This window comes from Streptomonospora nanhaiensis, from assembly GCF_013410565.1.
GTDB lineage: Bacteria > Actinomycetota > Actinomycetes > Streptosporangiales > Streptosporangiaceae > Streptomonospora > Streptomonospora nanhaiensis.
The window spans coordinates 2,604,676-2,627,981 of the sequence record NZ_JACCFO010000001.1; the positions used below are offsets into that span (position 1 = coordinate 2,604,676).

Below are 23,306 nucleotides of genomic sequence, written 5' to 3' on the forward strand. Positions count from 1 at the left end.
GCGACGCCTACAGGGGCCCTACAGGGACTTGGTGAGGTCGGGGGCGAAGTTGCTGCCGGTGAGCACGGTGCCCACGCGGGTGCCGGGGATGTCGCGGTTGGCGATGGCGGCGATCCCCACGGCCGCCGAGGGCTCCACGATGAGCCCGAGGCTGTCGCGCAGCAGGCGCAGCGCGGCGTAGATCTCGTCGTCGTCCACCAGGACCATGTCGTCCACGACGCCGCGCATCCACTCCACCGCCTCGGGCACGGCCACGCGCACCGCCAGGCCGTCGGCGGCCGTGCGCGCCTCGGCGGTGGACACCGGGCGGCCCGTGCGCCAGCTGTGCGCCATGGCGGGCGCGCCGGCCGCGCACACCCCGATCACCCTGGTGCGGCGGGAGTACTCCTTGAGCCAGCGGCCGATGCCCGAGATCAGGGCGCCGTTGCCCACCGGCACGACGACGGTGTCCAGGTGCAGCGGCGCGAGTTCGACGCCGATGGTCCCGGCGCCCTCGGCGATGTGCGGCACGGCGCCGTCCTCGACGAAGACGCAGTCCTGGCGGCCGGCGGCGTGGGCCACCGCGTCGTCCTTGGCGGCGTCGAAGTCGGCGCCGCCGACCACCACGCGGGCGCCCAGTTCGCGCATGCGGGCGATCTTCTGCGGGTTGGCGTCGGCGGGGACGAAGACGTGCACCGGCAGCCCGCGGTGGCGGGCGGCATAGGCCATGGCCTGCCCGAAGTTTCCCGCCGAGGCGCACACGATCGCACGGTTCTCGCCGGTGTCGCGCAGCAGGAAATCCGCGCCCCGGCCTTTGAAGGAGCGGATCGGATTGAGGGTTTCGATTTTCAGCAGGGTCTCGCGCTCCAGCAGGCGGGAGAAGGAGTCGTCGAAGATCTGCGGGGTGTCCCGGAAGATCGGGTCGATCAGGTGGGACGCCGTTTCGATTCGTTCCAAACGAAGGGTATCGATCGACATGTGCGCATCGTAGAAGCGCCAGGTTGCGCTCATGCGACCTACTCTCGCGAATGCCGCATAAAAGCACGTCGGATTCTGGTAGGCGTCCGTTTTCGGCCATTTCGGCGCCTCTCGGCCGCACATCCGGGTGTCCCGGTTGGGGCCGGCCGATCCGCCCGTCCGAAGCGCGCGGCGCCCGCCCCCGCCTTCAGATCAGGCGGCCCGGACGCGACCGGTCGGTCAGCGCCTGGAACCGCCACGTGTTGACGGGGTGGCTGGAGAGCAGGTTGACCAGCATCACGAACAGGCCCTGGTCGGTGTGGGCGCGCGCGGCGATCTCGGCGAAGTCGACCTCGCGGTAGAGGTACTTTCCGGCGGCCAGGACCCGCATCCCCTCCTTGCCCTCGGGGCAGAACGCGTAGGCGTGGTTGTCGGCGGTGTACTCCTGGGCCCGGTTCAGGGTGGCGCCGATGCCGGGGATGATGTTGGCGACCGACACCCCGAACTGCCGCCAGAACGACGCGTGCCCGGCCGCGATGTGGCCGACCTCGTGGCCGATGACGAACCGCAGCGCGTCGGGGTCGCCCAGCCGGCCGCCCACCTCGAACAGGTCGCTGTGCACCGCCACGAACCGGCGGAACCCGTGGCCGGAGGCGAAGGCGTTGATCTGGCCGTTGCCCGGCACCACGTAGGCGTCGGGCACCCGCGGCAGGTCGAAGGCGCGGGCGGCGTCGACCACCATCCGGTGGGCCTCGGGGAACTGGGTCTCGGAGATCCGCACGCCGTTGACCCGCTGGCGGGCGTAGAGCTGGCCGCGGGCGAAGAACACCAGCGCCGGGATGGTCAGCAGCACCAGCGGCTGCCCGGTGTCGCCGTCAAGCGCGCGGTTGACCGCGCCCACCACCGCCAGGGCGGTGATGGCCACGCAGACCGCCAGCGCGCCGTTCTCGCCGGGGTGGCGCAGGGCGCGCGCCCGCCGGGGATCGCCCCACCGGCCCAGCCACGGCCACCGCCCCCGAGGCCGACCCGTCCGCCTGTCCGGCGAGACATCCATACGGCACCGCTCCGCCCCAGCCGCCGGCCCCGCTCCCGCGCGCCCGGCCTACAGCCGGTAGGGCGGGTCCTGCGGGGGTTCCTGTCCGGAATCGTAACGCGCGGGCGGGTCGTAGTAGGGCGGTTCGTCCCGGTCGCGGTCCCGGTCGCCGTCGCGGTCGGCACCCGGCGGGTAGGGTGCGGCGCCCGGCGGGGGCGGCGGTGCGGCCACCGGCGGGCCCTGCGGGGGCGGCGCCATGATCGGGGGGCCCTGCGGCGGCGCAGCGGCCGGAGCGGGGGGCACCGGGGGCGGCGCGGGGTCGTCGTCGCCGAGGTGGTCGGCCATGTCGGTGGCGGCGGTGGGCTCGCCCTCGTCCTCGTCGTCGAGGCGGGCGTGGCCGCCGCGCGGCTCGGCCCCGACCGGCGGGCCCGAGGGCGGCGCGGCGGCGGGGGGCGGCGGCAGCGGGGCGCCCGGCGCGGGCAGCGGGTCGGGGTAGGCCGACGTGGGCGGCACCTGGCCCGGCGGCGTGGGGCCGCCCGGGAAGGGGTCGCCGTAGGGTGCCGCGGGCTCGCCGGGCCGCGCCATGGCGGGTTCGGCCGGGCCGCCGACCGGCGCGGGCGCCCCGCCGTGCGCCGGGGTGGCCGCGAAGGCGCCCTGGCCGCCCGCGGGCGCGAACGGCTCGGGCTCGGGCGGGGCCGGCGCGGCGGCGGGCTCGGCGGCGCCGAACGCGGCCTGCCCGCCGGTGGGCACCGGGTCCTCGGGCCGGCCCAGGTAGGCCAGGGCGCCCACGGCCATCGCGGCCAGCCCGGCGCGCAGCGTGGGCTCGCGGTCGGGGGCGAAGAACGGCGAGTGGTTGGCCGGGACCGCCTGGAGCTTCTCGTAGGGGGTCCGGCCCGGCGCGGACTCCCACACCTCGTGCGGGGTACTGCCCAGGAACCAGTAGACGTAGGGCACCGGCGCGGGGTCGCCGGGCAGGCCGAGCGCGCCGAAGTCCTCGCTGGCGGTGACCGGCTCGGGCAGTTCCACCACGTAGCCGTCGCCGAAGTAGGCGCGGTGGGCGGCCAGCACCTGCGCGGTGGCCTCGGGGCTGTTGGCGGTGATGTCGGTCTCGCGGACCACGGTGATCTCGGGCTCGCGGCGGGCGCCCGAGGCGGCGGCCTCGGCCCGCACGATCCGGTCGATGGCGGTGTGCAGGCGGTCGGTGACGGCGGGGTTCAAAGCACGGGTGTCGATCTCCAGCAGCGCCTCGTCGGGGATGACGTTGGCCCGGGTGCCGGCGCTGATGCGGCCGACCGTCACCACCGCCATCTCGCTGGGGCTGATCTCGCGCGAGACGATGGTCTGCAGCCGCGTCACGATGCTGGCGGCGATCACCACGGGGTCCACGGCGGCGTCGGGCCGCGCGGCGTGGCCGCCCGAGCCGAACACCCGCACCCGAAGCTGGGTGGAGGCCGCCATCAGCGGGCCGCCCCGGTGGGCGACCATCCCGGCGGGCTGGGAGCCCAGGTGCTGGCCGAGCACGACGTCGGGGCGGCCGAAGCGGGTGTAGAGGCCGTCGCGCAGCATGGCCTCGGCGCCGTCCAGGGTTTCCTCGCCGGGCTGGGCCACCACCATCAGCGTGCCGCGCCAGTGGTCGCGGGCGCCGGCCAGCAGGTCGGCGGCGCCCACCAGGCAGGCGGTGTGGGCGTCGTGGCCGCAGGCGTGCATGATCGGCACGTCGCGGCCCTCCTCGTCCACGCCGCGCGCGGTGCTGGCGTAGGGCAGCCCGGTCTTCTCCTCGACCGGCAGCGCGTCCATGTCGCCGCGCAGCAGCACCGCGGGGCCCTCGCCGTTGCGCAGGACGCCGACGACACCGGTGCCGCCGACCCCGGTCGCGACCTCGAAGCCGGCGCGGGACAGCCACTCGGCCACGGCGCGCGCGGTGCGGTGCTCCTGGTGGGAGAGTTCGGGGTTCTTGTGCAGGTCGACGTAGAAGCCCTCGACCAGAGGGAAGATCTCGTCGACCAGCCGCATGACGGCACCGCCGTGCTGAGCGGCACGCTGGGGATCGAGCGCGTGCGGCATGCGATTCCACCGCCTTTGTGTCCTGGATCGGGGAGCAGTGCCAACCACCCGGTCTGGCTACCGGCGGGCGACCGCAGCGCCGATTGTCCCGCTCGCGGTGGCGAATCTCAAACTTCCCCCCGCGCCCGACCCGGGTGCCGGACGCGCGCCGGGGCGCCGCCGCGCGGCCCGGCCGGTGCCGCGCAAAGGGCCGCGCCCCTGGTGGCGGCGCCGCGGGCCGGGGCCGCGAAGCCGTGCGGGGCGGGCTCTGGGCACCCCCGGGCGCGCGCCCCCGCCCGGCCGCCTCCGGCCGCCGGAGGCACCCCCGGTTCCCAGGTTCGCCCCCCGCGCGTGTTACCGTTTCGAGACAGAAGGGTGCCCGGCGCCCGCGCCGCACCCCAGCGGAACGGGGCGCCCACCTGGCGCGCATCACCCTGCACGACCGCTCCGCCACCCACCAGGATGACTGGAGCGCACCGCAGAGGGTAGGGTGTGCGCTCTCAGGATTCTCAGCGAATTCACAGGATCGAGCACGACGCGCGGGCCCGCGGCCCGTGACCGCCCGGCCCCGACCGCCGTGCCCCGGCGGAGCCCGCCCGCGCGTCCTGCTGGCAAGCGCACACGAGCGCGACACGCGCGCAACCGGCGACTCGGAGTCCACGTGGCCTCAACCACCACACTGCCCCACGACCGACCTGACCGCGCCCCGCCCGGAGCGGCGCGGACCGACCGCTCCCGGCCCGGCGGCCCGACCGGCAAACGCCGCGACGCGCTGCTGGACAACGCGAAGTTCCTGCTGATCGTGCTGGTCGTCGTCGGCCACACCATCGAGCCGCTCACCGACACCCGGCTGGGCAACGCGGTCTACTACTGGATCTACCTGTTCCACATGCCCGCGTTCGTGCTGATCAGCGGGTACCTGTCGAAGTCCTTCGACGGCTCGCCGCGGCGCATCGACAAGCTGCTGACCACGATCGCCGCGCCCTACGTCATCTTCTGGGGCGTCTACGCGCTGGTGTCCCTGGCGGTGGGGCGCGACCTGCCCGGCGGGCCGCTCGACCCGCTGTGGCTGACCTGGTTCCTGGCCGCCCTGTTCGTGTGGCGGCTGACGGTCCCGGTGTGGCAGCGGCTGCGCTGGCCGTTCGCCGTGGCCGTGGGCGTCTCCCTGCTGGGCGGCCTGGTCGGCACCGGCGAGGTGCTGAGCGTGTCGCGGATCATGAGCCTGCTGCCGTTCTTCGTGGCGGGCCTGCTCCTGGAGCCGCACCACTTCGCGTTCCTGCGCCAGACCTGGGTGCGGGTGTGGGCGGCGATCACCATGGCCGCCACCGCCGTGGTCTGCTACGTCTACCTGGAGCAGCTCAGCCGCGAGTGGGTGTACTGGCGCGAGAGCCTGGCCGACCGCGACATGGACCTCCTGCCGGTCGGGATCCCCGGGCGGCTGCTGTTCCTGGTGCTGGCCTTCGCGCTGACCGCCGCCGTGCTGTCGCTCACCCCGGGCCGCACCACCCACTTCACCCGGCTGGGCGCGCTGACCATGTACGTCTACCTGCTGCACGGCCTGTTCGTGCGCGGCGCCGACGCGCTGGGCTACTACGACGCCGTCGCCGGCCTGCTCGGCGACCACGGCGCGCTGGCGCTGACCGGTGTCCTGTCCGTGGGCCTGGCCTACCTGCTGTGCACGCCGTGGGTGCGCCGCGCCACCTCCTGGGCGGTGGAGCCCCGCGTGGACTGGCTGCTGCGCCGCGACCGCGGCTCGGCCCGGCGGGACGGGGCCGGCACCCCGGCGGCGGCCCCGGGCGAGCGCGCCGCCCGGTAGGCGCACCCGCCCTCCCCCGCTCACGGCGACGGCCACGAGGCATGCCTCGTGGCCGTCGCCGTCTGCTCGCCCAACCGGGCTCAGTCGGCCTGCTGGAGCCGCCGCAGCTCCACCGCGAAGTCGCGGGTGGCCAGCCAGAGCTTGTAGACGATCAGCACCTCGAACGCGGCCAGGGCCGCACACGACAGGACCGCCACCGGGACGATCAGGGTGGCGCCGGGCACGGCCGGCGACAGCAGCGCGGTCAGCGGCGCGACGACGCACACGAACATCTCGAACTCGATGCCGCTGAACAGGTGGGGGCGCACCCGGCTGCGCAGCAGCGCCGCGCGCAGCCCGCTGTACCAGCCGAAGCGGCGGGTGAAGCCCTGGTGGACGTCGATGACCCGGGCGCCGGTCTCGGCGGAGCGGGCGTGCACCTGCTCGGCGTCCAGTTCGGGGTTCTCGCGCAGCACCTCCTCGACGAAGACCACGCCGCCGCCCTCGCCGCCCGCCTCGGGCTCGCCGGCCGCACCGGGCTCGGTCTCGGTGGACTCGGGGTCGGCCGCGGCCGGCGCCGGGGCGCCGCCCTCGGCGGCGGCGCGCAGCTGCTGGCGCATGGTCTGGCGGGTCTTGGCAACCTGGGCGCCGTTGAGGTAGCGCAGCAGGTCCAGGAAGGTCACCACCGGCGCCAGGACGAGGTAGACGACCTCGCCGGTGGCCGCCCACTGGCCGATGAGCAGCGCCAGCATGCAGCCGAAGAAGCGGATGCGGTCGAACACGAAGTCGACCCAGGCGCCGAACACCGAGCCGGTGCCCTTGAGCCGGGCGATCTTGCCGTCCATGCAGTCGAGGACGAAGCTGAGGTGGAACAGCAGCGCACCGGCGACCAGCCAGGGCCAGGAGCCCAGCGCGAAGCAGACCGCCGAGCCGGCGCCGAGCACGCCGGCGCCGAAGGTGATCTGGTTGGGCGTGATGCTGGTGCGGTTGGCGGTCCACACCACCAGCCGCGCGGCGAGGGGGTCGACCAGGAACACCGTCCACCAGGCGTCGCGGCTCTTGTAGGTGCGCTCGCGGACGTCCGCGAGGGTGAAGCTCGTCATCTCTTAACTCCTGCAGGGCTCCCGCCGGCGCCGCGGGCCCGCGTGCGGGGGACGCGGCCGGCGCGGGTGGTTCGCACGCGCTCAGACGGGAGGGGAGGCCGGTCCGGACAGCAGATCCTCCCAGAACGGAAGGTGTCCCGGCGACTCGGCGCGGTCTCAGCGGTCATAATTGTCGAGTAAGGGGGGTTGCGGGCGGTTTTCACCGTGTCGTCCGGCGCCCCGCCAGGCTCCGACCGCGAGGTAGAGGCGTGCGCTTTCTGAACGACCAGGTCCCGGCCCACGACCTGACCTACAGCGACGTGTTCATGGTTCCCCGGCGGTCGGCCGTGGAGTCGCGGCTGGACGTGGACCTGCGGTCGCACGACGGCACGGGGACGACCATCCCCATCGTAGTCGCGAACATGACCGCGGTCGCCGGGCGCCGCATGGCCGAGACCATCGCGCGGCGCGGCGGGATCGCGGTCCTGCCCCAGGACATCCCCCTCGACGTGGTCTCCGAGGTCATCGGCTGGGTGAAGCAGCGCGACCTCGTGCACGACACCGCCATCACGCTGACCCCCGAGAGCACGGTCGGCGAGGCGCTGAACCTGCTGCCCAAGCGGGCGCACAACGCGGTCATCGTGGTCGACGCCAAGCGCCGGCCCGTGGGCGTGGTCACCGAGGCCGACTGCACCGGGGTCGACCGGTTCGCCCAGCTGCGCGACGTGATGTCGCGCGACCTGCTGACCGTCGCGGCCGGCACCGACCCCAAGGAGGCGTTCGGGCAACTGCACGACTTCCGGCACCGGCTGGCCCCGGTGGTGGGTCCCGACGGCGCGCTGGTGGGCGTGCTCACCCGCACCGGCGCGCTGCGCGCCACCCTCTACGACCCCGCCGTCGACTCCTCGGGGCGGCTGCGCGTGGGCGCCGCGGTGGGCATCAACGGCGACGTCGCGGGCAAGGCCGCGGGCCTGCTGGAGGCCGGCGCCGACGTGCTGGTCATCGACACCGCCCACGGCCACCAGGAGAAGATGCTCGCCGCGCTGCGCACGGTGCGGGCGCTCGACCCGGCCGTGCCCGTGGTGGCGGGCAACATCGTCACCGCCGAGGGCACCCGCGAGCTGATCGAGGCCGGCGCCGACATCGTGAAGGTGGGCGTGGGCCCGGGCGCCATGTGCACCACGCGCATGATGACCGCCGTGGGCCGCCCCCAGTTCTCCGCCGTGCTGGAGTGCGCCGCCGTGGCCCGCGAGCTGGGCCGCTCGGTGTGGGCCGACGGCGGCGTGCGCCACCCCCGCGACGTCGCGCTGGCCCTGGCCGCCGGCGCGTCCAACGTCATGATCGGGTCGTGGTTCGCCGGCACCTTCGAGTCGCCCGGCGACGTGCTGCGCGACGCGCAGGGCCGGCTGTACAAGGAGAGCTTCGGCATGGCCTCGGCCCGCGCGGTGCGGCTGCGGACCTCCGAGGACTCCCCCTACGACCGCGCGCGCAAGGCGCTGTTCGAGGAGGGCATCTCGACCGCGCGGATGTACCTGGACGAGGAGCGGCCCGGGGTCGAGGACCTGGTGGACGAGATCGTGGCGGGCGTGCGCAGCTCCATGACGTATGCCGGGGCGACCTCGCTGGAGGAGTTCCACGAGCGCGCCACCGTGGGCGTGCAGAGCGCCGCCGGCTACAGCGAGGGCCAGCCGGTCCCGACCAGCTGGTAGCGGCGAGGGGCGGCCGGCGGGTCCGCCGGGGGGCGTGCCCGCCGCCCGGATCCGCCGGCCGCCCGAGGGACCGGAGCGCGCCCTGCCCGATCCCTCGACCTCACTGCCCGGCCGGCGCGGTCCCCGTAATGCGCCGCACCGGCCATGGGCACCACCCTAGGCGCGCGGCCGCCCGGCCATCATCGGCCCGCTGACGTATTCCGGCATCCGTCGAAGGGCGGTCGCAGGGTCCTCCTGTGGTCGTAGCCCGCGTCGCCCGGCGGGCCCGGTCCGAACACGCCGGACGGCGCGGGCGTCGGCCCCGGCGGGTGTCGGATAGCGTGGCGCCGAGGCCGCGCGCGGCGCGGCCGGGCCCCGTCGTGAGGTGGAGCGGACCGTGGCGTTGATCTACCCCCTGATCCCGATCGCCGCCGGGCTGGCGATGGTCGGCTACCTGCTGGCGCACCTGCGCCGCACGGCGTTCTTCCAGCGCCACGGCGCGCGGGTCGAGGGCGAGATCGTGGGCTACACCGAGACCCGCTCCAGCGCGGCGATGGTCGTAAGGTTCACCACGCCCGACGGCCGCGAGGTGCACGCCAGCCACGACAGCACCGGCTGGACCGCCTCGCGCAGCGGCGACACCGTGACGGTCAGCTACGACCCCGCCAACCCCGAGCGCGCCCGGATCGTCAAGGCGCCGTGGCTGAGCGGTTTCGTGCCCGGCCTGGTGGGGGTGCTGGGCGTCCTGCTCGTGGCCATCGGCCTGGTGCTGGGCTACTTCGCCTGGTAGGGGCCCGGGCCGAGCGGGCTCAGGTGGCGGCGGCCGCGGGCTGGGCGCGCCGGGTGTAGCGCATGAGCCGGTCGGGCAGGCCGCCCAGCACGGTGGCGCGGGTGACCGTGCGGGTGCCGGTCACCAGGTCGAACAGGCCCGCTGCGTCGCGGCGGACCACCGCCGTGCTGCCGTGCAGCGCCGCCACCGCGAGGATCCACCAGGGCTGGCCGGCCACCAGCAGTCCGGCCACCGGGACCCACAGCAGTGCGGCGCGCGCCAGCACGCGCGGGCGCCGGGCCGCGAGCGGCGGCCCCGCCGCCTCGGCGAGCGCGAGGTGGAGGGCGGCCCGGCCCGGAGTGGCGCGGTCGCGCCGCAGCAGCGGCACCGCCAGCGCGAACACCGCCGCCAGCGCGGCGAACAGCGCGTCGCGCAGCGGGTCGGCGGCGGCGGGGGCGACGCGGCCCAGCGCGACCGGCAGCGCGGCGGCGGTGGTGGCGCCGCACCAGCACACCGCGAGGTCCAGCAGGTGGCCCAGCAGGCGGCGGCCCAGGGCGGGCGGCAGGACGTCGGCGAGCGCGCCCGGCCACGCGCGCGGCAGCAGCCGGGTGGCGGCCAGGCCCAGCAGCCAGCCGGCCAGGCCGCCGGCCGCGCCCAGCAGGACGTCGTCGGCGGCGGCCGTGCGGTAGGCGCAGGGGTAGGCGCCCAGCAGGGCGGTGTACTGCAACCCCTCGATCGCGGCGGCCGCGGCCGCGCACAGCAGGACGGCGGTGGGGGCCCCGCGCCGGTAGCGGTAGCGCAGCAGCAGGCCGAGCGGCACGAACGCCCCGGCGGCCAGCGCGGTGCGCTCCGGCGGGGCCGACGCGGCCAGGGACAGCGGGTCCGGGTGGGCGGGCGCGCCGCCGTGGGGCGCGCACAGGCCGTCGAGGCCCGTGGGCAGGGGCCACACCGCGAAGGCGGCCAGGCCGATCCCGGTGGCCAGCACGGCCGCGGTCACCTGCCCGGGCCAGCCGGCGAGCCGCCCGTAGCGGCGGTGCTGGCGGCGCAGGAAGCCGGCCGAGCACAGTGCGACGGCGAGCGCCGCACCCCCGAACGCGAGCTGCGCGGCGGCGGAGCCCCCCGTGAGATCCCCTCCCATAGGTCCCAGAGGGTAACGACACGCCCACGCTCAGCGCAGGCGAACGGGGAGATTCGCGGCAGGCGGCCGAAAGGTGAAGACACCCGGCAGGAGGGGCACCCCGGGCACGGGGGGCGGGCGGGGGCCCGCGTGCGGGGCCCCGCCGCACCCGGCGGCGGGGCCCTTCAGCGGGCCGCTAGGCGCGCTCGGGCGTGCGGCCGGCGATCAGGTCGGCCGCGCGCTCGGCGATCATGATCGTCGGCGCGTTGGTGTTGCCGCGCACGGTGTTGGGCATCACCGAGGCGTCCACGACCCGCAGGCCCTCGACCCCCTGGACCCGCAGGTGGGAGTCCACCACCGAGCCGATGGCGCAGGTGCCCACCGGGTGGAAGATGCTCGACAGCACGTGGCGGGCGAAGCGCAGGATGGAGGCGTCGTCGTCGCCCTCGGGCGCGCTGATCGGCTCGCCGCGGTGAGCGGCCAGCGCGGGCTGGGCGGCGACCTCCAGCGAGGCGCGCACCGCCCGCACGACGGTCTCGCGGTCCTCGGCGGTGGTGAGGTAGTTGTGCAGGATCCGCGGCTTGGCGGCCGGGTTGGGCGAGCGCAGGAACACCCGGCCCCGGCTGGTGGGCCGCAGCAGGGTCGGCGCCACGGTGAACGCGTGGTGCACCGGGATGCCCAGGCCCTCCTCGACCAGCATGATCGGGCCGGCGTGGATTTGGATGTCGGGCGCCTCCAGGTCGGGCCGGGTGCGCACCAGGCCGGCGGCCTCGGCGATGTTGGAGGTGAGGGGGCCGCGCCCCTCGGTCATCAGCAGCGCCTGGTTCTCCGGCGTGGCCGCGGTGGACAGGCTCTCCACGTCGGTGCGGTAGACCAGCCCGAAGAACACGTGGTCCTGGAGGTTCTCGCCCACCGGGAGGTCGGCCACCGGCTCGATGCCGAAGGCCGCCAGCTCGGCGGCGCGCCCGATGCCCGAGAGCTGGAGCAGCTTGGGGCTGTTGTAGGCGCCGGCCGAGACGATGACCTCGCGCTCGGCGCGGACCGTGCGGACCTCGGCGCCCTGGACGAGTTCGACGCCGACCGCGCGCCCGTTCTCGACCACCACGCGGTTGACCTGGGTGTCGGTCATCACAGTGAGGTTGGGGCGCTCCTCGGCGGCGCGCAGGTAGGCGTCGGCGGCGCTGAAGCGCAGGCCGTTGCTCTGGGTGACCTGAAGCCAGCCGAAGCCGTCCTGGGAGGCCCCGTTGAAGTCGGGGTTGCGGACGTGGCCGGCCTGCTCGCCGGCCTCGATGAACGCCTCCATGAGGGGGTGGCGGGTGCGCAGGTCGCCGACCTTGAGCGGGCCGCCCGCGCCGTGGTGGTCGTCGGCTCCGCGCTCGTTGTCCTCGGCGCGCTTGAAGTAGGGCAGGACGCCGTCCCAGTCCCAGCCCTCGGCCCCGGCCTTCTCCCAGTCGCGGTAGTCGGCGGGGTTGCCGCGCATGTAGATCATGGCGTTGATGGACGACGACCCGCCGAGGACCCGGCCGAGGGGCAGGTTGCGCCGCCGGCCGTCCAGCCCGGGCTCGGGCTCGGTGGCGTAGTCCCAGTCCAGCGGGGTCTTGAACAGGGTGGGCCAGGCCATGGGCACCCGCAGCTCGGGCGCGGTGTCGGCCGGTCCGGCCTCGATGAGCAGCACCCGGGTGCCGGGATCCGCCGAGAGCCGGGAGGCGAGCACGCAGCCCGCCGAGCCCGCTCCGACGATCACGAAGTCGTACAAGCGATTCTCCATTGTGGCGTTGAGGCGAGTACAGGAGCCCGCGGCCCTGGGGGCAATGAGGGCCCGCGGGCGTGTGAGCACCGCCAAATTAGCGGAGCAACCCTACAAACGGCCGGAAAACGCACAATAGGGCACACGGGCCTTCCTTCGCAGGTGAAAGCGGGATCCGAATGCCGGAAAACCGCGGGCGTCCCGCCCGCGGCCCGGCGGCGCCGGGCCGGGTCCCGCGCAGCGGAACACCGGTGCCGGGGATCGCCCTATGATCGTCCGACACGCTATCGTGTGCGGGCAATTACCGCTTTTCGCCAGTGAGTGCGCATAGCAGTACAGTGACCGCGTGCTGTGACCTACGGGGGCGCGGTCCGGCCTCACGTGAGCGAACCCGCCGGCCCGTGCCTGCCCCCCACGGCCGTGCCGCCCCGCTCCCGGCGGAGCGCGGACGCCGTGGGATTGCGCCGCACCCCCGCACACCCGGCATCCGTGACGTCCGTTTCCGCTGCCCGCCCCCTGATGCGCCCGAGGAGTTCCGTGGAGTCAGCGAAGAGAAAGCGGAGGGCGAGTATCCGCCGCCGCTCGCGCAGGGCGGTCCTGCTGCCCGCGGCGGCGTTCGTCGCCCTCTGGCTCACCGTCAGCAGCTACCTGGTCCTCAACGCCTTCCAGATGGTGGGCGCCGCCCGGGCCCTGGACGAGCTGTCCACCCCGGCCGCGGTGTCGCTGGTGTCGGTCATGGACGAGCGCTCGCAGACGGTCGCCTACCTGGAGAACCCCGAGGAGTTCCGCGCCCAACTGGAGGAGACCCGGCGGGAGTCCGACAAGCTCACCCAGGAGGTCTTCGACCGGTTCGAGCCGTTCCGCGACCTCGCCTCCGACGCGATCCGGCAGCGCATCGCCGACTTCGAGAGCCAGTACCGCGGCATCGACGACATCCGCGCCGAGGTGGACGAGGGCACCGCCTCCCGCGAGGAGGTCCTGCGCGACTACAACCGCGTCATGACGGTGGCGGCCAACCTGTTCGACGAGCAGTCGCGCGGCCACCCCGAGCCCACCGCGATCGGCCCGGGCCTGAGCGCCACCAACACCTTCCGCGTGGTCGACCTGCTCGCCCAGAGCGACGCCCAGCTCACCCGCAGCTTCGCCAACGGCAGCCTCACCCACGAGGACCAGCACGAGTTCACCCGGCTGAGCAGCTCCTACCACGCCATCCTCGACTCCATCCGGCCGTTCATGAGCGACGCCCAGACGGCCAAGCTGGAGACGCTGATGGAGAGCGAGGACTACCAGCGGCTGGTGGAGTACGAGCAGCGCATCGTCGACCGCGAGATCGCGGTCTCCATCGACCCGGTCACCGGCGAGGAGACCCGCGACACCACGGTGCCCGTCAGCGAGCGGGAGTGGCGCGAGGTCTACGTCCCGGTCAAGGACGCCCTGACCGACATCGGCGCCAGCGAGTCCTACCACGCCGCCGACCTGCAGACCCGGGCGGCCACGCTCGCGCTGTCCCTGGCGCTGGGCGGCACCCTGGGCGTGGCGCTCCTGGGCTTCGCGGCCATCTCCATCGCCGTGCGCACCACCAACAGCGTGGTCACCCGCCTGGGCCGGCTGCGCGACGAGACCGACCAGCGCGCCAACGAGTTCCTGCCCGAGCTGGCCGAGCGGCTGCGCCGCAACGAGCCGGTCGACTCCACCGCGATCCCGCCGCTGACCGCCAGCGACGACGAGATCGGCGAGGTCGCCACCGCGTTCGACAAGGCCCAGCGCTTCGCCGTGGACGCCGCCGTGCGCCAGGCCGAACTGCTGCACGGCATCAACCGGGTGTTCCTCAACATCGCCCACCGCAGCCAGACGCTGATCCACCGCCAGCTCCGCCTGCTGGACCGCATGGAGCGCGAGCAGGAGGACCCCGAGCAGCTCACCGAGCTGTTCAAGCTGGACCACCTGGCCACCCGCTCCCGACGCAACGCCGAGAACCTGCTCATCCTCGGCGGCGAGAACCCGGGCCGCACCTGGCACCGGCCCATGCCGCTGGTGGACGTGCTGCGCGGCGCCATCTCCGAGTCGGGCGACTACACCCGGGTCGACCGCCAGCAGATCGCCCGCGTGTCCCTGAAGGGCCCGGCGGTCGCCGACGTCATCCACCTGGTGGCCGAGCTGGTCGACAACGCCACCACGTTCTCCCCGCCGCACAGCCAGGTCCGGCTCAGCAGCGAGCAGGTGCCCAACGGCGTGGTCGTGGAGATCGAGGACCGCGGCCTGGGCATGCAGGAGGACGAGTTCGAGGCGGCCAACGACATCCTGGCCAACCCGCCCGAGTTCGACGTCATGCGGCTCAACGAGAAGATGCGGCTGGGCCTGTTCGTGGTCTCGCGGCTGGCCAAGCGGCACGACATCAAGGTGCGGCTGCGCTCCTCGCCCTACGGCGGCGTGCAGGCCATCGTGCTGCTGCCCGCCGAGCTGATCGCGACCGAGCACGAGATCGCCGCCGCGGCCTCCTCCGACACCGGCGAGCGGGCCCTGCCCGGCGCCGGGGAGCGCGCCGAGGGTGCTGAGCACGCTGAGGGCACCGCCGAGTCGGGCGCCGCGCGCGCCGGCGCCGCCCCCCGCGAGGACGCGCCCGCGGGCGACATGCTCGCCGGCCGCGGCGCCGCGCCGTCGGGCGCCGCCGAGGCCGCCGACCCGCCGACCACCGGTGCCCTGCGCCGGGGCGACGGCCTGACCCCCGCCGAGGCCGGCCACACCGCCACCGGCCTGCCGCGCCGCGCGGCGCCGGGCGGCGAGGCCGGCGGCGGGGCCCGCGCCGACGTCCTGAGCGGGCCGGCCCCGGGCGGGCGCGGCGCCCACGCGCGGCGCACCGCGCCGGCTCCCGCCGCCAACGGCGCGCACACCGGCACCGGTACCGGGACCGGCACCGCCGGACCGGCCGCCGGCGGGAACGGATCGGGCGGCGGCGCCCCCCGCGGCGACTCCCGCCCGCCGCTGCCCAAGCGCAATCCGCAGACGCACCTGGCCCCGCAACTGCACCAGACACCGCCGTCGGCGTACTCCACCCCCGCAGCCCCGGCGATGGAGGAGGAGGACCGCTCCGAGCGGCTGCGCCGCAACATGGCGGCGTTCCAGCAGGGAACGCGCCGCGGCCGTCTTGAGGGGCAACAGCGCCAGAACGATTCGGATAAGGACTCCCGACCGTGACGAACAACGCCGCCAAGGACCTGAACTGGCTGCTGGACGAGCTTGTGGAACGGGCCGTCGGCGCCAGGTACGCCATCGTCCTCTCCGCCGACGGCCTGCTGATCGGCCGCTGCAACTCCCTGGACACCGACGAGGCCGAGCACCTGTCGGCCGTGGCCTCGGCCTTCCAGAGCCTGGCGCGCGGCACCGGCCGCCAGTTCAACGGCGGCAAGGTGCTGCAGACCGTGGTGGAGATGGAGCACGCCTACCTCTTCGTCACCGGATCGGGCAGCGGCGCCTGCCTGGCGGTGATCGCCGAGGAGACCTCCGACGTCGGCCTCATCGCCTACGAGATGAACGTCCTCGTGGAGCAGGTCGGCCGCTTCCTCGACGCGTCGCCCCGCCACCCGGGAGCCGCCGCCACCTCCACTGGGCCCGTGCCCGGAAGCTCCTCCCGATAAGGAGACGCGAGCATGGCTGACCAGCACGAACCAGGGCTGGAGGAGGCCAACGACCCCCTGGTCCGGCCCTACGTCATCGCCCAGGGGCGCGAACGGGGCAACGCCGTCCAACTCGACATGATCAGCGTGGTCATCGCGGCGCGCGCCGACGTGGACGAGATGGCGCTGGAGCCCGAGCAGGTGCGGATCCTGGAACTGTGCCGCCGCCCCCAGTCGGTGGCGGAGATCTCGGCCCACCTGGACATCCCCGTCGCGGTCGTCAAGGTCCTGCTCGGCGACCTCATCAGCCGGGGCTACGCCCTGGCCCGCGCCCCCTACACCCAGCAGAGCCCGGTGAGCCGGGACATACTCCAGGCGGTACTCGATGGAATCCAACGTCTCTGAGCACGGCGGGCAGCGCATCCCCTCGGCGATCAAGATCCTCATCGCCGGCGGGTTCGGGGCCGGCAAGACCACCCTCGTCGGCTCGGTCAGCGAGATCGCGCCGCTGAGCACCGAGGAGGTCATGACCGAGGCCAGCATGGGCGTCGACGACCTCGACGGGGTCGAGGCGAAGACCACCACCACGGTGGCGCTGGACTTCGGCCGCATCACGATCAACGACGACCTGGTGCTGTACCTGTTCGGCACCCCGGGCCAGAAGCGGTTCTGGTTCATGTGGGAGGAGCTGGCCCTGGGCGCCCTGGGCGCGGTGGTGCTGGCCGACACCCGCCGCCTGGACACCTGCTTCCCGGCGGTGGACTTCTTCGAGCGGCACCAGCTGCCGTTCGTGGTGGCGGTCAACTGCTTCGACGGCGCCGACCGCTACACCGAGGACGAGGTCCAGCAGGCCCTGAGCCTGGGCGCCGACGTGCCGGTGCTGCTGTGCGACGCACGCGTGCGCCAGTCGGGCAAGACCGTGCTGGAGGCCCTGGTCCGGCACGTCGCCGACCGCATGGCCACCCCGGTCTAGCCCGCGGTCCCGGCGGCCGCGGGCCGGCCCCTCAGCGGGGCAGCCGGCGCCACAGCGGGCGGGGCAGCAGCCGCATCCCGGCGAACACCAGGCGCAGCACCCGGGGCACCCACACCACGTGGGCGCCGGTGCGCAGGCCGTCGGCGACCGCGTCGGCGACCTGGCCGGGCGTCGCCGGGAACGGCGCGGCCGAAACGTGGGCCGACATCCGGGTGGCCACGTAGCCAGGGCGCACGATCATGACGCGGGCGCCGCTGCCGTGCAGGGAGTCGGCCAGGCCCTGGGCGAAGCCGTCGAGCCCGGCCTTGGCCGACCCGTAGACGAAGTTGGCGCGGCGCACCCGCACGCCCGCCACCGAGGACACCACCACGAGGGTGCCGTGGCCCTGCTCGCGCAGCCGGGCGGCCACGGCCAGGCCCGCCGACACGTGGCCGGTGTAGGTGGCGGTGGCGGCCTCGGCGGCGGCGGCCGGGTCGGCGTCGAACTCCGCCTGCTCGCCGAGCACGCCGAAGGCGTCGACCACGACGTCGAGGTCGCCGGCCAGCGCCACGGCCGCCGCCACCACTCCGGCGTGGGTGTCGGGCCGGGCGGCGTCGAAGTCGACGGGGTGGACCTCGCGGGCACCGGCCGCGCGCAGCCGCTCGGCGACGGCGGCCACCTCGGTGGAGTCGGCGGCCTCGCGGGCGGCCAGCACGACCCGGCGGGCGCCGTCGCGCACCAGCCGCTCGGCCACCGCCGCGCCGATCTCGCTGCGTCCGCCCAGCAGCAGCACGGTGCCGACCGCGCCGACGGCGTTGCGCATGAATCCTCCTGTGTCGCTCGGGTGCCCGGCCGGCGCGCCGCCGGTCCGGGCCTGGTGTCGGGGCGGCCGCCCCGCTCGGCGCCCTCTCACCGCCCCCGCACGCGCGCCGCCCTCATCGCAGCGCTCACAGCTCCAGGCGGCGGGCGAGGTCGGAGGTGAGCACGCCCCGGGGGTCGACCCGCGCGCGCACCGCGCGCCACGCGGCCAGCCCGGGGTACATGGCGTGCACCGTCTCGGGGTCGGCCCGGCTGTCCTTGGCCAGGTAGATCCGCCCTCCGGCGGCCAGCACCCGCTCGTCGAGCCGCCGCAGCAGCCGGGCCAGGCCGGGGAACTCGGCGGGCAGGTCCAGCGCCAGCGTCCACCCGGGCACGGGGAAGGACAGCGGCGCCGGGGTGCCCGGGCCGAACCGCTTGAGCACGGTGAGGAACGAGGGCGCGCCCGCCGCCGCGAGGGCGGCCACGACCCGGCGCAGCTCGTCCTCGGCGCCGAAGGGCACGGCGAACTGGTACTGCACCAGCCCGCGCGGGCCGTAGAGCCGGTTCCAGCCGCGCACGGCGTCCAGCGGGTGGAAGAACCCGGTCAGGGGCCGCACGCGGCCGCGCTCGCGCCGGGGCGCGCGGGCGTAGTAGGCGGTGTTGAAGGCGCGCACGCTCAGCGGGTTGAGCAGTCCGGGCGGCACCAGGGGCGGCGCGGCGGCCAGCGCGTGCGGCGCGTAGGCCAGGGGCGCGCGCCGCCGGGCGGGCGGCAGCTCGTCGGCGCGGGCGTGGTGGGCGCGGGTGAGCACGCCCCGGCCCAGGGCCGCGCCGCGCGCCAGCAGGTCGATCCAGCACACGGTGTAGCGGTAGCGGTCGTCGGTGGCGCTCATGGCGGCCAGCGCGGAGTCCAGGTCGGGCACGCGGTCGGTGTCGACCCGCATGGCCGAGGTCTCCACCGGCAGGACGCCGAAGGTGGCCTCGGTGACGACCCCGGTCAGGCCCATGCCGCCGACCGTGGCCCAGAACAGGTCGGGGTCCTCGGCGGGCGAGACGGCGCGCTCGGCGCCGTCGGGGGTGACGAGGCGCAGGGAGCGCACGTGGGCGCCGAAGGAGGAGTCGGCGTGGTGGTTCTTGCCGTGGATGTCGGCGGCGATCGCGCCGCCCACGGTGACGTTCCGGGTGCCGGGCACCACCGGCGGGAAGTACCCGTGCGGCAGCAGGGCGGCGATGAGGTCGGCGAGGCTGGTGCCGGCCGAGGCGGTGACGGTGCCGGCGGCGGGGTCGAGCCGGTGGCCGGGCGCCAGGTGGGCGCAGTCCAGCACCACTCCCCCGGCGCACTGGGCGGCGTCGCCGTAGGAGCGGCCCAGGCCGCGCGCCACGACGCCGCGGCGGCGCTCGGCCGGCCGGGCCGCGGCCGCCTCCAGCGCCGCGGCGACCTCGGCGGCCGTGCGCGGGCGCACCACGGTGGCCGCGCTGGGCGCGGTGCGCCCCCATCCGGTGAGCAGCGCGGGCGTGCCCGCGCGCGCGGCGGGCGGCGGCTGGGCCATGCGGTCCTCCTCGGGCGGCTCGGTGGGGGTGCGGTGGCGGCGCGGTGTCAGCCCCAGTAGACGCCGAGCGCGATCAGCGCCAGCAGCGCCGCCGCGCAGAGCTGGAGCGGGCGGTCGCGCAGCGCGATCTCCTCGGGCTCCTCGCCGACCCCGCGGTCCACCAGCAGGTGGTAGCGCAGCACCACCGCGATGAACGGCACGATGCTCAGGCCGTGGACCACGCGGTGCGCGGTCTCGGTGGGGGTCTCCAGCGCCCACAGGCAGTAGGTGACGATCATGGCGGCCGAGGCCATGGTGCGCACCTGCGCCAGGTAGCTCAGACTGTAGCGGGCCAGGGTGTCGCGCGTGCGGGCCCCGCCGGGGGTGCGCAGCTCGGCCTCGCGCTTGCCGGTGACCACCAGCAGCGCGCCCAGGGACACCACGATGAGGAACCAGCTCGTCAGCGGCGCGCCGATGGCGGCGCCGCCGGCGACGGCGCGCAGCACGTGGCAGCCGGCCACCGCGACCAGGTCCACCACGGTGACGTTCTTCAGCCCCAGCGTGTAGGCGCCGGTCAGCAGCAGGTAGCCGGTGAGCACGGCCAGCAGCGGCCAGTTGCCGGTGGCCAGGACCGCCGCCGGGACCGCCGCCACCAGCACCGCGCCCGCGGCGACGGCGGTGCGCACCGAGACCTCGCCGGCGGCCACGGGGCGGCGGCGCTTGTGCTCGTGCAGCCGGTCGCGCTCGGCGTCGCGGGCGTCGTTGAGCAGGTAGGTGCCGCTGGAGGCCGCGCAGAACAGGACGAACGCCGCACCGCTCCAGGCCAGCGCGCCGGGGTCGGTGAGCAGTCCCGCGGTGCCCGGCGCCGCGAAGACCAGCAGGTTCTTCAGCCACTGGCGGGGCCGGGCCGCGCGCAGCAGCGCGGGGGCGCGGCGCCCCGAGCGGGGCCGCGGGGCCGGGGCCAAAGCGGGCGCCGGCCCGGCCGCCGCGGCGGCCGGGTCCTGCGGCGCGGTGCGCTCCGCCTCGCCCATGCGGCCGGGGTCGGTCACCCGGTCAGTACCGCTCGCGCCGGTCGCCGGTGCCGATCATCAGCACGCCGCCCAGCGCGACCAGGGCCACACCGGCGACGAGCAGCACGATGGGCAGGGTGGTGCGCAGCAGCGGCAGGACGGTCATGCCCTGGCGGGCGTTCTCGATGTTGTTCTCGATGGTCTGCTCATCCCAGACCATCTCGCCGTCGAAGAGCACCAGCCGCTCCTCGCCGTCGACCACGACCGCGCGGTGCTGGTCCTCGCTGAGTCCGATGGGGGCGCCGGTGGTGGGCTCGATCCAGTAGGTGCGGGTGATGCTGTACATCTCGTCGCCGGTGACGTCGCCCTCCTGGTCCATGCCGAGCAGGTCGGCCGGCAGGGTGCGCTCGCCGATCTTGACGTCCTCGATGACCTGCTCGAACCGGTAGGTCTCGACCCCGTTGACCTCCTCGACCCCCTCGAAGGTGATGGGGCGGGTCAGCCGGCTGGTGGTGTCGAAGAACTCGTAGTCGCGCTGCTCGGTGAGGAAGGGGAACTTGTAGATCTGGCCGCTCTGCTCGACCGCGTCGTCGTTGACCGAGGCGTCGCAGCAGTCCACGCCCTCGCCGGTGACCCGGTCGTGGCCGGCGCGGCGGTAGGTGGACTGGAAAGCGAAGTCGCGCTCGATGTCCTCGACCCAGGTGAACTGGTCCCACACCGCGATGTCGTCGGAGCTGGCCGCCACGTCGCCGCGCACCGTGGTATAGGCCTCCACGGTGGCGTTCTCGATGGACTCCATCTCCTCGGCGTTGAAATAGGTGACGCCCTCGCCGTGGTTCACGGTCCGGCTGTACTGGTCGAGCGGTGCCCGCATGAGGGATTCGGCCATCCAGTACCGCAGCATGGGGGCCAGGGCCAGGCAGAAGACCCCCAGTGCGATGCAGACGACCGCTACGGTACGGCGCATTAGCCCTCCTGGGCGACATGGGCGGAGCTGGATTTTCGGGTAGAGTACCGCCCCATACTGGACAGAGTCACCACGGCGTGGCTGAATATTTATAACCGGTTCTAGTCCGCACTCGCGGCCCGATACAGCGGCTCGGCAGTTTGAACCGGCACCCCCGAGAAGAACCCGTTGCACCGAACGGCCGTCGTCCCCTTCCCCTGCGCCCGCCCGCGGCCGCGGCCGGGCCGGGACCGCGGCACACCACACGGGAGGAGGCCGCCGGTGAGCGCGTCGCCCCAGGATCCACCCGCGCCCGCGGGCGCCGGCGGCGGCGCCGAGGGCGGTCGGCGCGCCCCCCGGGCCCCCCGGGTGCTGGACGGCGCCGACCCCGCCGCCGCGCAGGACCGCGCACCGGGGCCCCTCGCCGGCGCCGGCACCGGACTCCCCCAGGTACGCGGCCACATCGAGGCGCTGGACGGCGTACGGGCGCTGGCCGCGCTGATGGTGCTGGTCTTCCACGTGGCCATCGAGACCGGTGCCGCGCTGGCCCCCGGGGTGCTGGGCGCCCTGCTGGCCACCGGCGAACTGGGGGTGCCGCTGTTCTTCGCGCTGTCGGGGCTGCTGCTGTACCGCCCCTGGGCGCGCGCGGCGTTCGGCGACACCCCCGGCCCCCGGGTGCGCCCCTACCTGTGGCGGCGGGCGCTGCGCGTGCTGCCGGCCTACTGGCTGGTGGCGGTGGCCGCGCTGCTGCTGTGGTCGCGCGACCACCTCGACTCCGCCGCGGTGTGGGCGCAGGTCATGACCCTGACCTACGTCTTCGACACCGACCCCTGGTACGTGGGCACCGGCCCTTACGGGCTGGGGCAGACCTGGAGCCTGTCGGTCGAGGTGACGTTCTACGCCCTGCTGCCGCTCATCGCCCTGCTGCTGACCCGCGCGGCGGTGCGCGGGCGGCCCGGCCCGGCCGTGCGCGGGCGGCGGCTGCTGGTGGGACTGGCGCTGCTCACCGCCGTGGCCGTGCTGGCGCTGCTGCCGCAGTACTATCCCGAGCCGCGCCCCTACATGTACGCCTGGCTGCCCCGCTGCCTGGGCATGTTCGCGGTGGGGATGGCGCTGGCGGTACTGGGCGAGTGGGCCTGGCGGGAGGGCGGCCGAGCGAGCGGAGCCACCGGTGCCGACCGCACAGCCGACCCGAACCGGCGGCGCAGCGAGCAAGGCCGCCCCACCGCCGAAAACAGCACACGGGAGGGCGGCCGAGCGAGCGGAGCCACCGGTGCCGACCGCACAGCCGACCCGAACCGGCGGCGCAGCGAGCAAGACCGCCCCACCGCCGAAAACAGCACACGGGAGGGCGGCCGAGCGAGCGGAGCCACCGGTGCCGACCGCACAGCCGACCCGAACCGGCGGCGCAGCGAGCAAGACCGCCCCACCGCCGAAAACCACACGCGGGAGGGCGGCCGAGCGAGCGGAGCCGCCGGTGCCGACCGCACAGCCGACCCGAACCGGCGGCGCAGCGAGCAAGACCGCCCCACCGCCGAAAACCACACGCGGGAGGGCGGCCGAGCGAGCGGAGCCGCCGGTGCCGACCGCACAGCCGACCCGAACCGGCGGCGCAGCGAGCAAGACCGCCCCACCGCCGAAAACCACACGCGGGAGGGCGGCCGAGCGAGCGGAGCCGCCGGTGCCGACCCCTCGGCCGACGGCCCCGTGCGGCAACTGTGCCGGACCCTGCCGCGCGCGGCCACCCTGTGCTGGCTGCTGGCCGGCGCCATGTACCTGCTCGCCGCCACGCCCGCCGCCGGGCCCCGGTTCGTCGGTGTCGACGGTTTCTGGATCTCCCTGGTGAGCATGGCGACGTCGATGGGGTTCGCGTTCTTCGTCATCGCGCCGGTGGCCCTGCGCCCGGCCCGGTCCGGGGGCCCGCCGCCGGTGCGGGCGGGCGGCGGCGCCTGGCTGGAGGTCCTGCTCGGCCACCGGGTGATGCGGTACCTGGGGCGGATCTCCTACGGGATCTTCCTGTGGCAGTTCGTCGTGCTCTACCTGTGGCGCGACTTCACCGGCCAGGAGATCTTCACCGGGTCGTTCTGGCTGGACCTGGTGCCGGTGGCGGCGGGCACGGTGCTGCTGGCCGACCTCACCTACCGGTTCGTGGAGCGGCCGGCCCGGCGCTGGTACGGCGCGGCGGACGGGCGGCGCCGGGAGCGGTCGGCCGCCCGCCGCGCCCGGACCCCGGTCAACTGAGGCGGGGCG

At 75.1% G+C, this 23,306-nt stretch carries 18 protein-coding genes and 1 pseudogene; 9 read left to right on the top strand and 10 right to left on the bottom strand.

The window, feature by feature from the left end; genetic code table 11:
- Positions 1 to 18: 18 nt before the first annotated feature.
- From HNR12_RS11255 to HNR12_RS11265, 3 genes are all read right to left on the bottom strand, one after another.
- A complete protein-coding gene (locus tag HNR12_RS11255) occupies positions 19 to 957 on the bottom strand; it encodes a threonine ammonia-lyase (RefSeq protein WP_179767445.1) in 939 nt (312 codons plus the stop codon).
- 187 nt (positions 958 to 1,144) lie between these two features.
- Positions 1,145 to 1,990, bottom strand: a complete 846-nt coding sequence (locus HNR12_RS11260; RefSeq protein WP_179767446.1) for a M48 family metallopeptidase — start codon at positions 1,988 to 1,990, stop codon at positions 1,145 to 1,147.
- Positions 1,991 to 2,038: 48 nt separating this feature from the next.
- Positions 2,039 to 4,033, bottom strand: coding sequence for an amidohydrolase (locus tag HNR12_RS11265; protein ID WP_179767447.1), 1,995 nt, complete (start codon positions 4,031 to 4,033; stop codon positions 2,039 to 2,041).
- A 640-nt stretch (positions 4,034 to 4,673) separates the two neighbouring features.
- On the opposite strand from HNR12_RS11265, the gene HNR12_RS11270 reads away from it, so the two are divergent.
- Entirely contained in the window at positions 4,674 to 5,828 is a 1,155-nt protein-coding gene (locus HNR12_RS11270) for an acyltransferase family protein (protein ID WP_222601125.1), read from the top strand.
- Positions 5,829 to 5,908: 80 nt separating this feature from the next.
- On the opposite strand, the gene HNR12_RS11275 is transcribed toward HNR12_RS11270, so the two are convergent.
- Positions 5,909 to 6,910, bottom strand: a complete 1,002-nt coding sequence (locus HNR12_RS11275) for a CDP-alcohol phosphatidyltransferase family protein (protein WP_179767448.1) — start codon at positions 6,908 to 6,910, stop codon at positions 5,909 to 5,911.
- Between the two features lie 248 nt (positions 6,911 to 7,158).
- Between HNR12_RS11275 and HNR12_RS11280 the strand changes: the two genes are divergently transcribed.
- Both HNR12_RS11280 and HNR12_RS11285 read left to right on the top strand, forming a co-directional pair.
- Entirely contained in the window at positions 7,159 to 8,598 is a 1,440-nt protein-coding gene (locus tag HNR12_RS11280; RefSeq protein ID WP_179767449.1) for a GuaB1 family IMP dehydrogenase-related protein, read from the top strand.
- A gap of 376 nt (positions 8,599 to 8,974) precedes the next feature.
- Complete coding sequence (locus HNR12_RS11285) at positions 8,975 to 9,367, top strand: DUF3592 domain-containing protein (RefSeq protein WP_179767450.1); 393 nt, start codon at positions 8,975 to 8,977, stop codon at positions 9,365 to 9,367.
- Between the two features lie 19 nt (positions 9,368 to 9,386).
- Here HNR12_RS11285 and HNR12_RS11290 read toward each other — a convergent pair whose 3' ends face one another.
- Positions 9,387 to 10,484, bottom strand: a complete 1,098-nt coding sequence (locus tag HNR12_RS11290) for a VanZ family protein (RefSeq protein ID WP_179767451.1) — start codon at positions 10,482 to 10,484, stop codon at positions 9,387 to 9,389.
- A 175-nt stretch (positions 10,485 to 10,659) separates the two neighbouring features.
- Entirely contained in the window at positions 10,660 to 12,219 is a 1,560-nt protein-coding gene (locus tag HNR12_RS11295; protein WP_246425058.1) for a GMC family oxidoreductase, read from the bottom strand.
- A 528-nt stretch (positions 12,220 to 12,747) separates the two neighbouring features.
- On the opposite strand from HNR12_RS11295, the gene HNR12_RS11300 reads away from it, so the two are divergent.
- Genes HNR12_RS11300 through HNR12_RS11315 form a run of 4 tightly spaced genes read left to right on the top strand, consistent with a single transcriptional unit; the run spans position 12,748 to position 16,797 of the window.
- Positions 12,748 to 15,405 carry a sensor histidine kinase gene (locus HNR12_RS11300; RefSeq protein WP_179767453.1) on the top strand — a complete coding sequence of 886 codons (2,658 nt, stop codon included), beginning with the start codon at positions 12,748 to 12,750 and terminating at the stop codon, positions 15,403 to 15,405.
- Positions 15,402 to 15,845, top strand: coding sequence for a roadblock/LC7 domain-containing protein (locus tag HNR12_RS11305; RefSeq protein WP_308118804.1), 444 nt, complete (start codon positions 15,402 to 15,404; stop codon positions 15,843 to 15,845). Before HNR12_RS11300 ends, HNR12_RS11305 begins: the two co-directional genes overlap by 4 nt.
- Positions 15,846 to 15,857: 12 nt before the next feature.
- A complete protein-coding gene (locus tag HNR12_RS11310) occupies positions 15,858 to 16,229 on the top strand; it encodes a DUF742 domain-containing protein (RefSeq protein WP_179767454.1) in 372 nt (123 codons plus the stop codon).
- Positions 16,210 to 16,797: a GTP-binding protein gene (locus HNR12_RS11315; RefSeq protein WP_179767455.1), complete on the top strand. Its 588-nt coding sequence runs from the start codon at positions 16,210 to 16,212 to the stop codon at positions 16,795 to 16,797. The genes HNR12_RS11310 and HNR12_RS11315 overlap by 20 nt, the downstream gene beginning before the upstream one ends.
- A gap of 31 nt (positions 16,798 to 16,828) precedes the next feature.
- Here the strand turns inward: HNR12_RS11315 and HNR12_RS11320 are convergent, their stop codons facing one another.
- The 4 genes from HNR12_RS11320 to HNR12_RS11335 form a co-directional block, all read right to left on the bottom strand.
- On the bottom strand, positions 16,829 to 17,599 hold the full coding sequence (locus HNR12_RS11320) for a decaprenylphospho-beta-D-erythro-pentofuranosid-2-ulose 2-reductase (protein ID WP_179767456.1): 771 nt from the start codon (positions 17,597 to 17,599) through the stop codon (positions 16,829 to 16,831).
- 124 nt (positions 17,600 to 17,723) lie between these two features.
- Complete coding sequence (locus HNR12_RS11325) at positions 17,724 to 19,121, bottom strand: FAD-binding oxidoreductase (protein WP_179767457.1); 1,398 nt, start codon at positions 19,119 to 19,121, stop codon at positions 17,724 to 17,726.
- 47 nt (positions 19,122 to 19,168) lie between these two features.
- Complete coding sequence (locus HNR12_RS11330; RefSeq protein WP_179770550.1) at positions 19,169 to 20,131, bottom strand: decaprenyl-phosphate phosphoribosyltransferase; 963 nt, start codon at positions 20,129 to 20,131, stop codon at positions 19,169 to 19,171.
- 22 nt (positions 20,132 to 20,153) lie between these two features.
- Positions 20,154 to 21,077: a DUF3068 domain-containing protein gene (locus tag HNR12_RS11335; protein ID WP_179767458.1), complete on the bottom strand. Its 924-nt coding sequence runs from the start codon at positions 21,075 to 21,077 to the stop codon at positions 20,154 to 20,156.
- Between the two features lie 351 nt (positions 21,078 to 21,428).
- On the opposite strand from HNR12_RS11335, the pseudogene HNR12_RS28430 reads away from it, so the two are divergent.
- Both HNR12_RS28430 and HNR12_RS28435 read left to right on the top strand, forming a co-directional pair.
- Positions 21,429 to 22,208, top strand: a pseudogene (locus tag HNR12_RS28430) (acyltransferase family protein); the annotation flags it as partial.
- A gap of 618 nt (positions 22,209 to 22,826) precedes the next feature.
- Entirely contained in the window at positions 22,827 to 23,297 is a 471-nt protein-coding gene (locus HNR12_RS28435) for an acyltransferase family protein (RefSeq protein WP_449338320.1), read from the top strand.
- Positions 23,298 to 23,306: the final 9 nt, after the last annotated feature.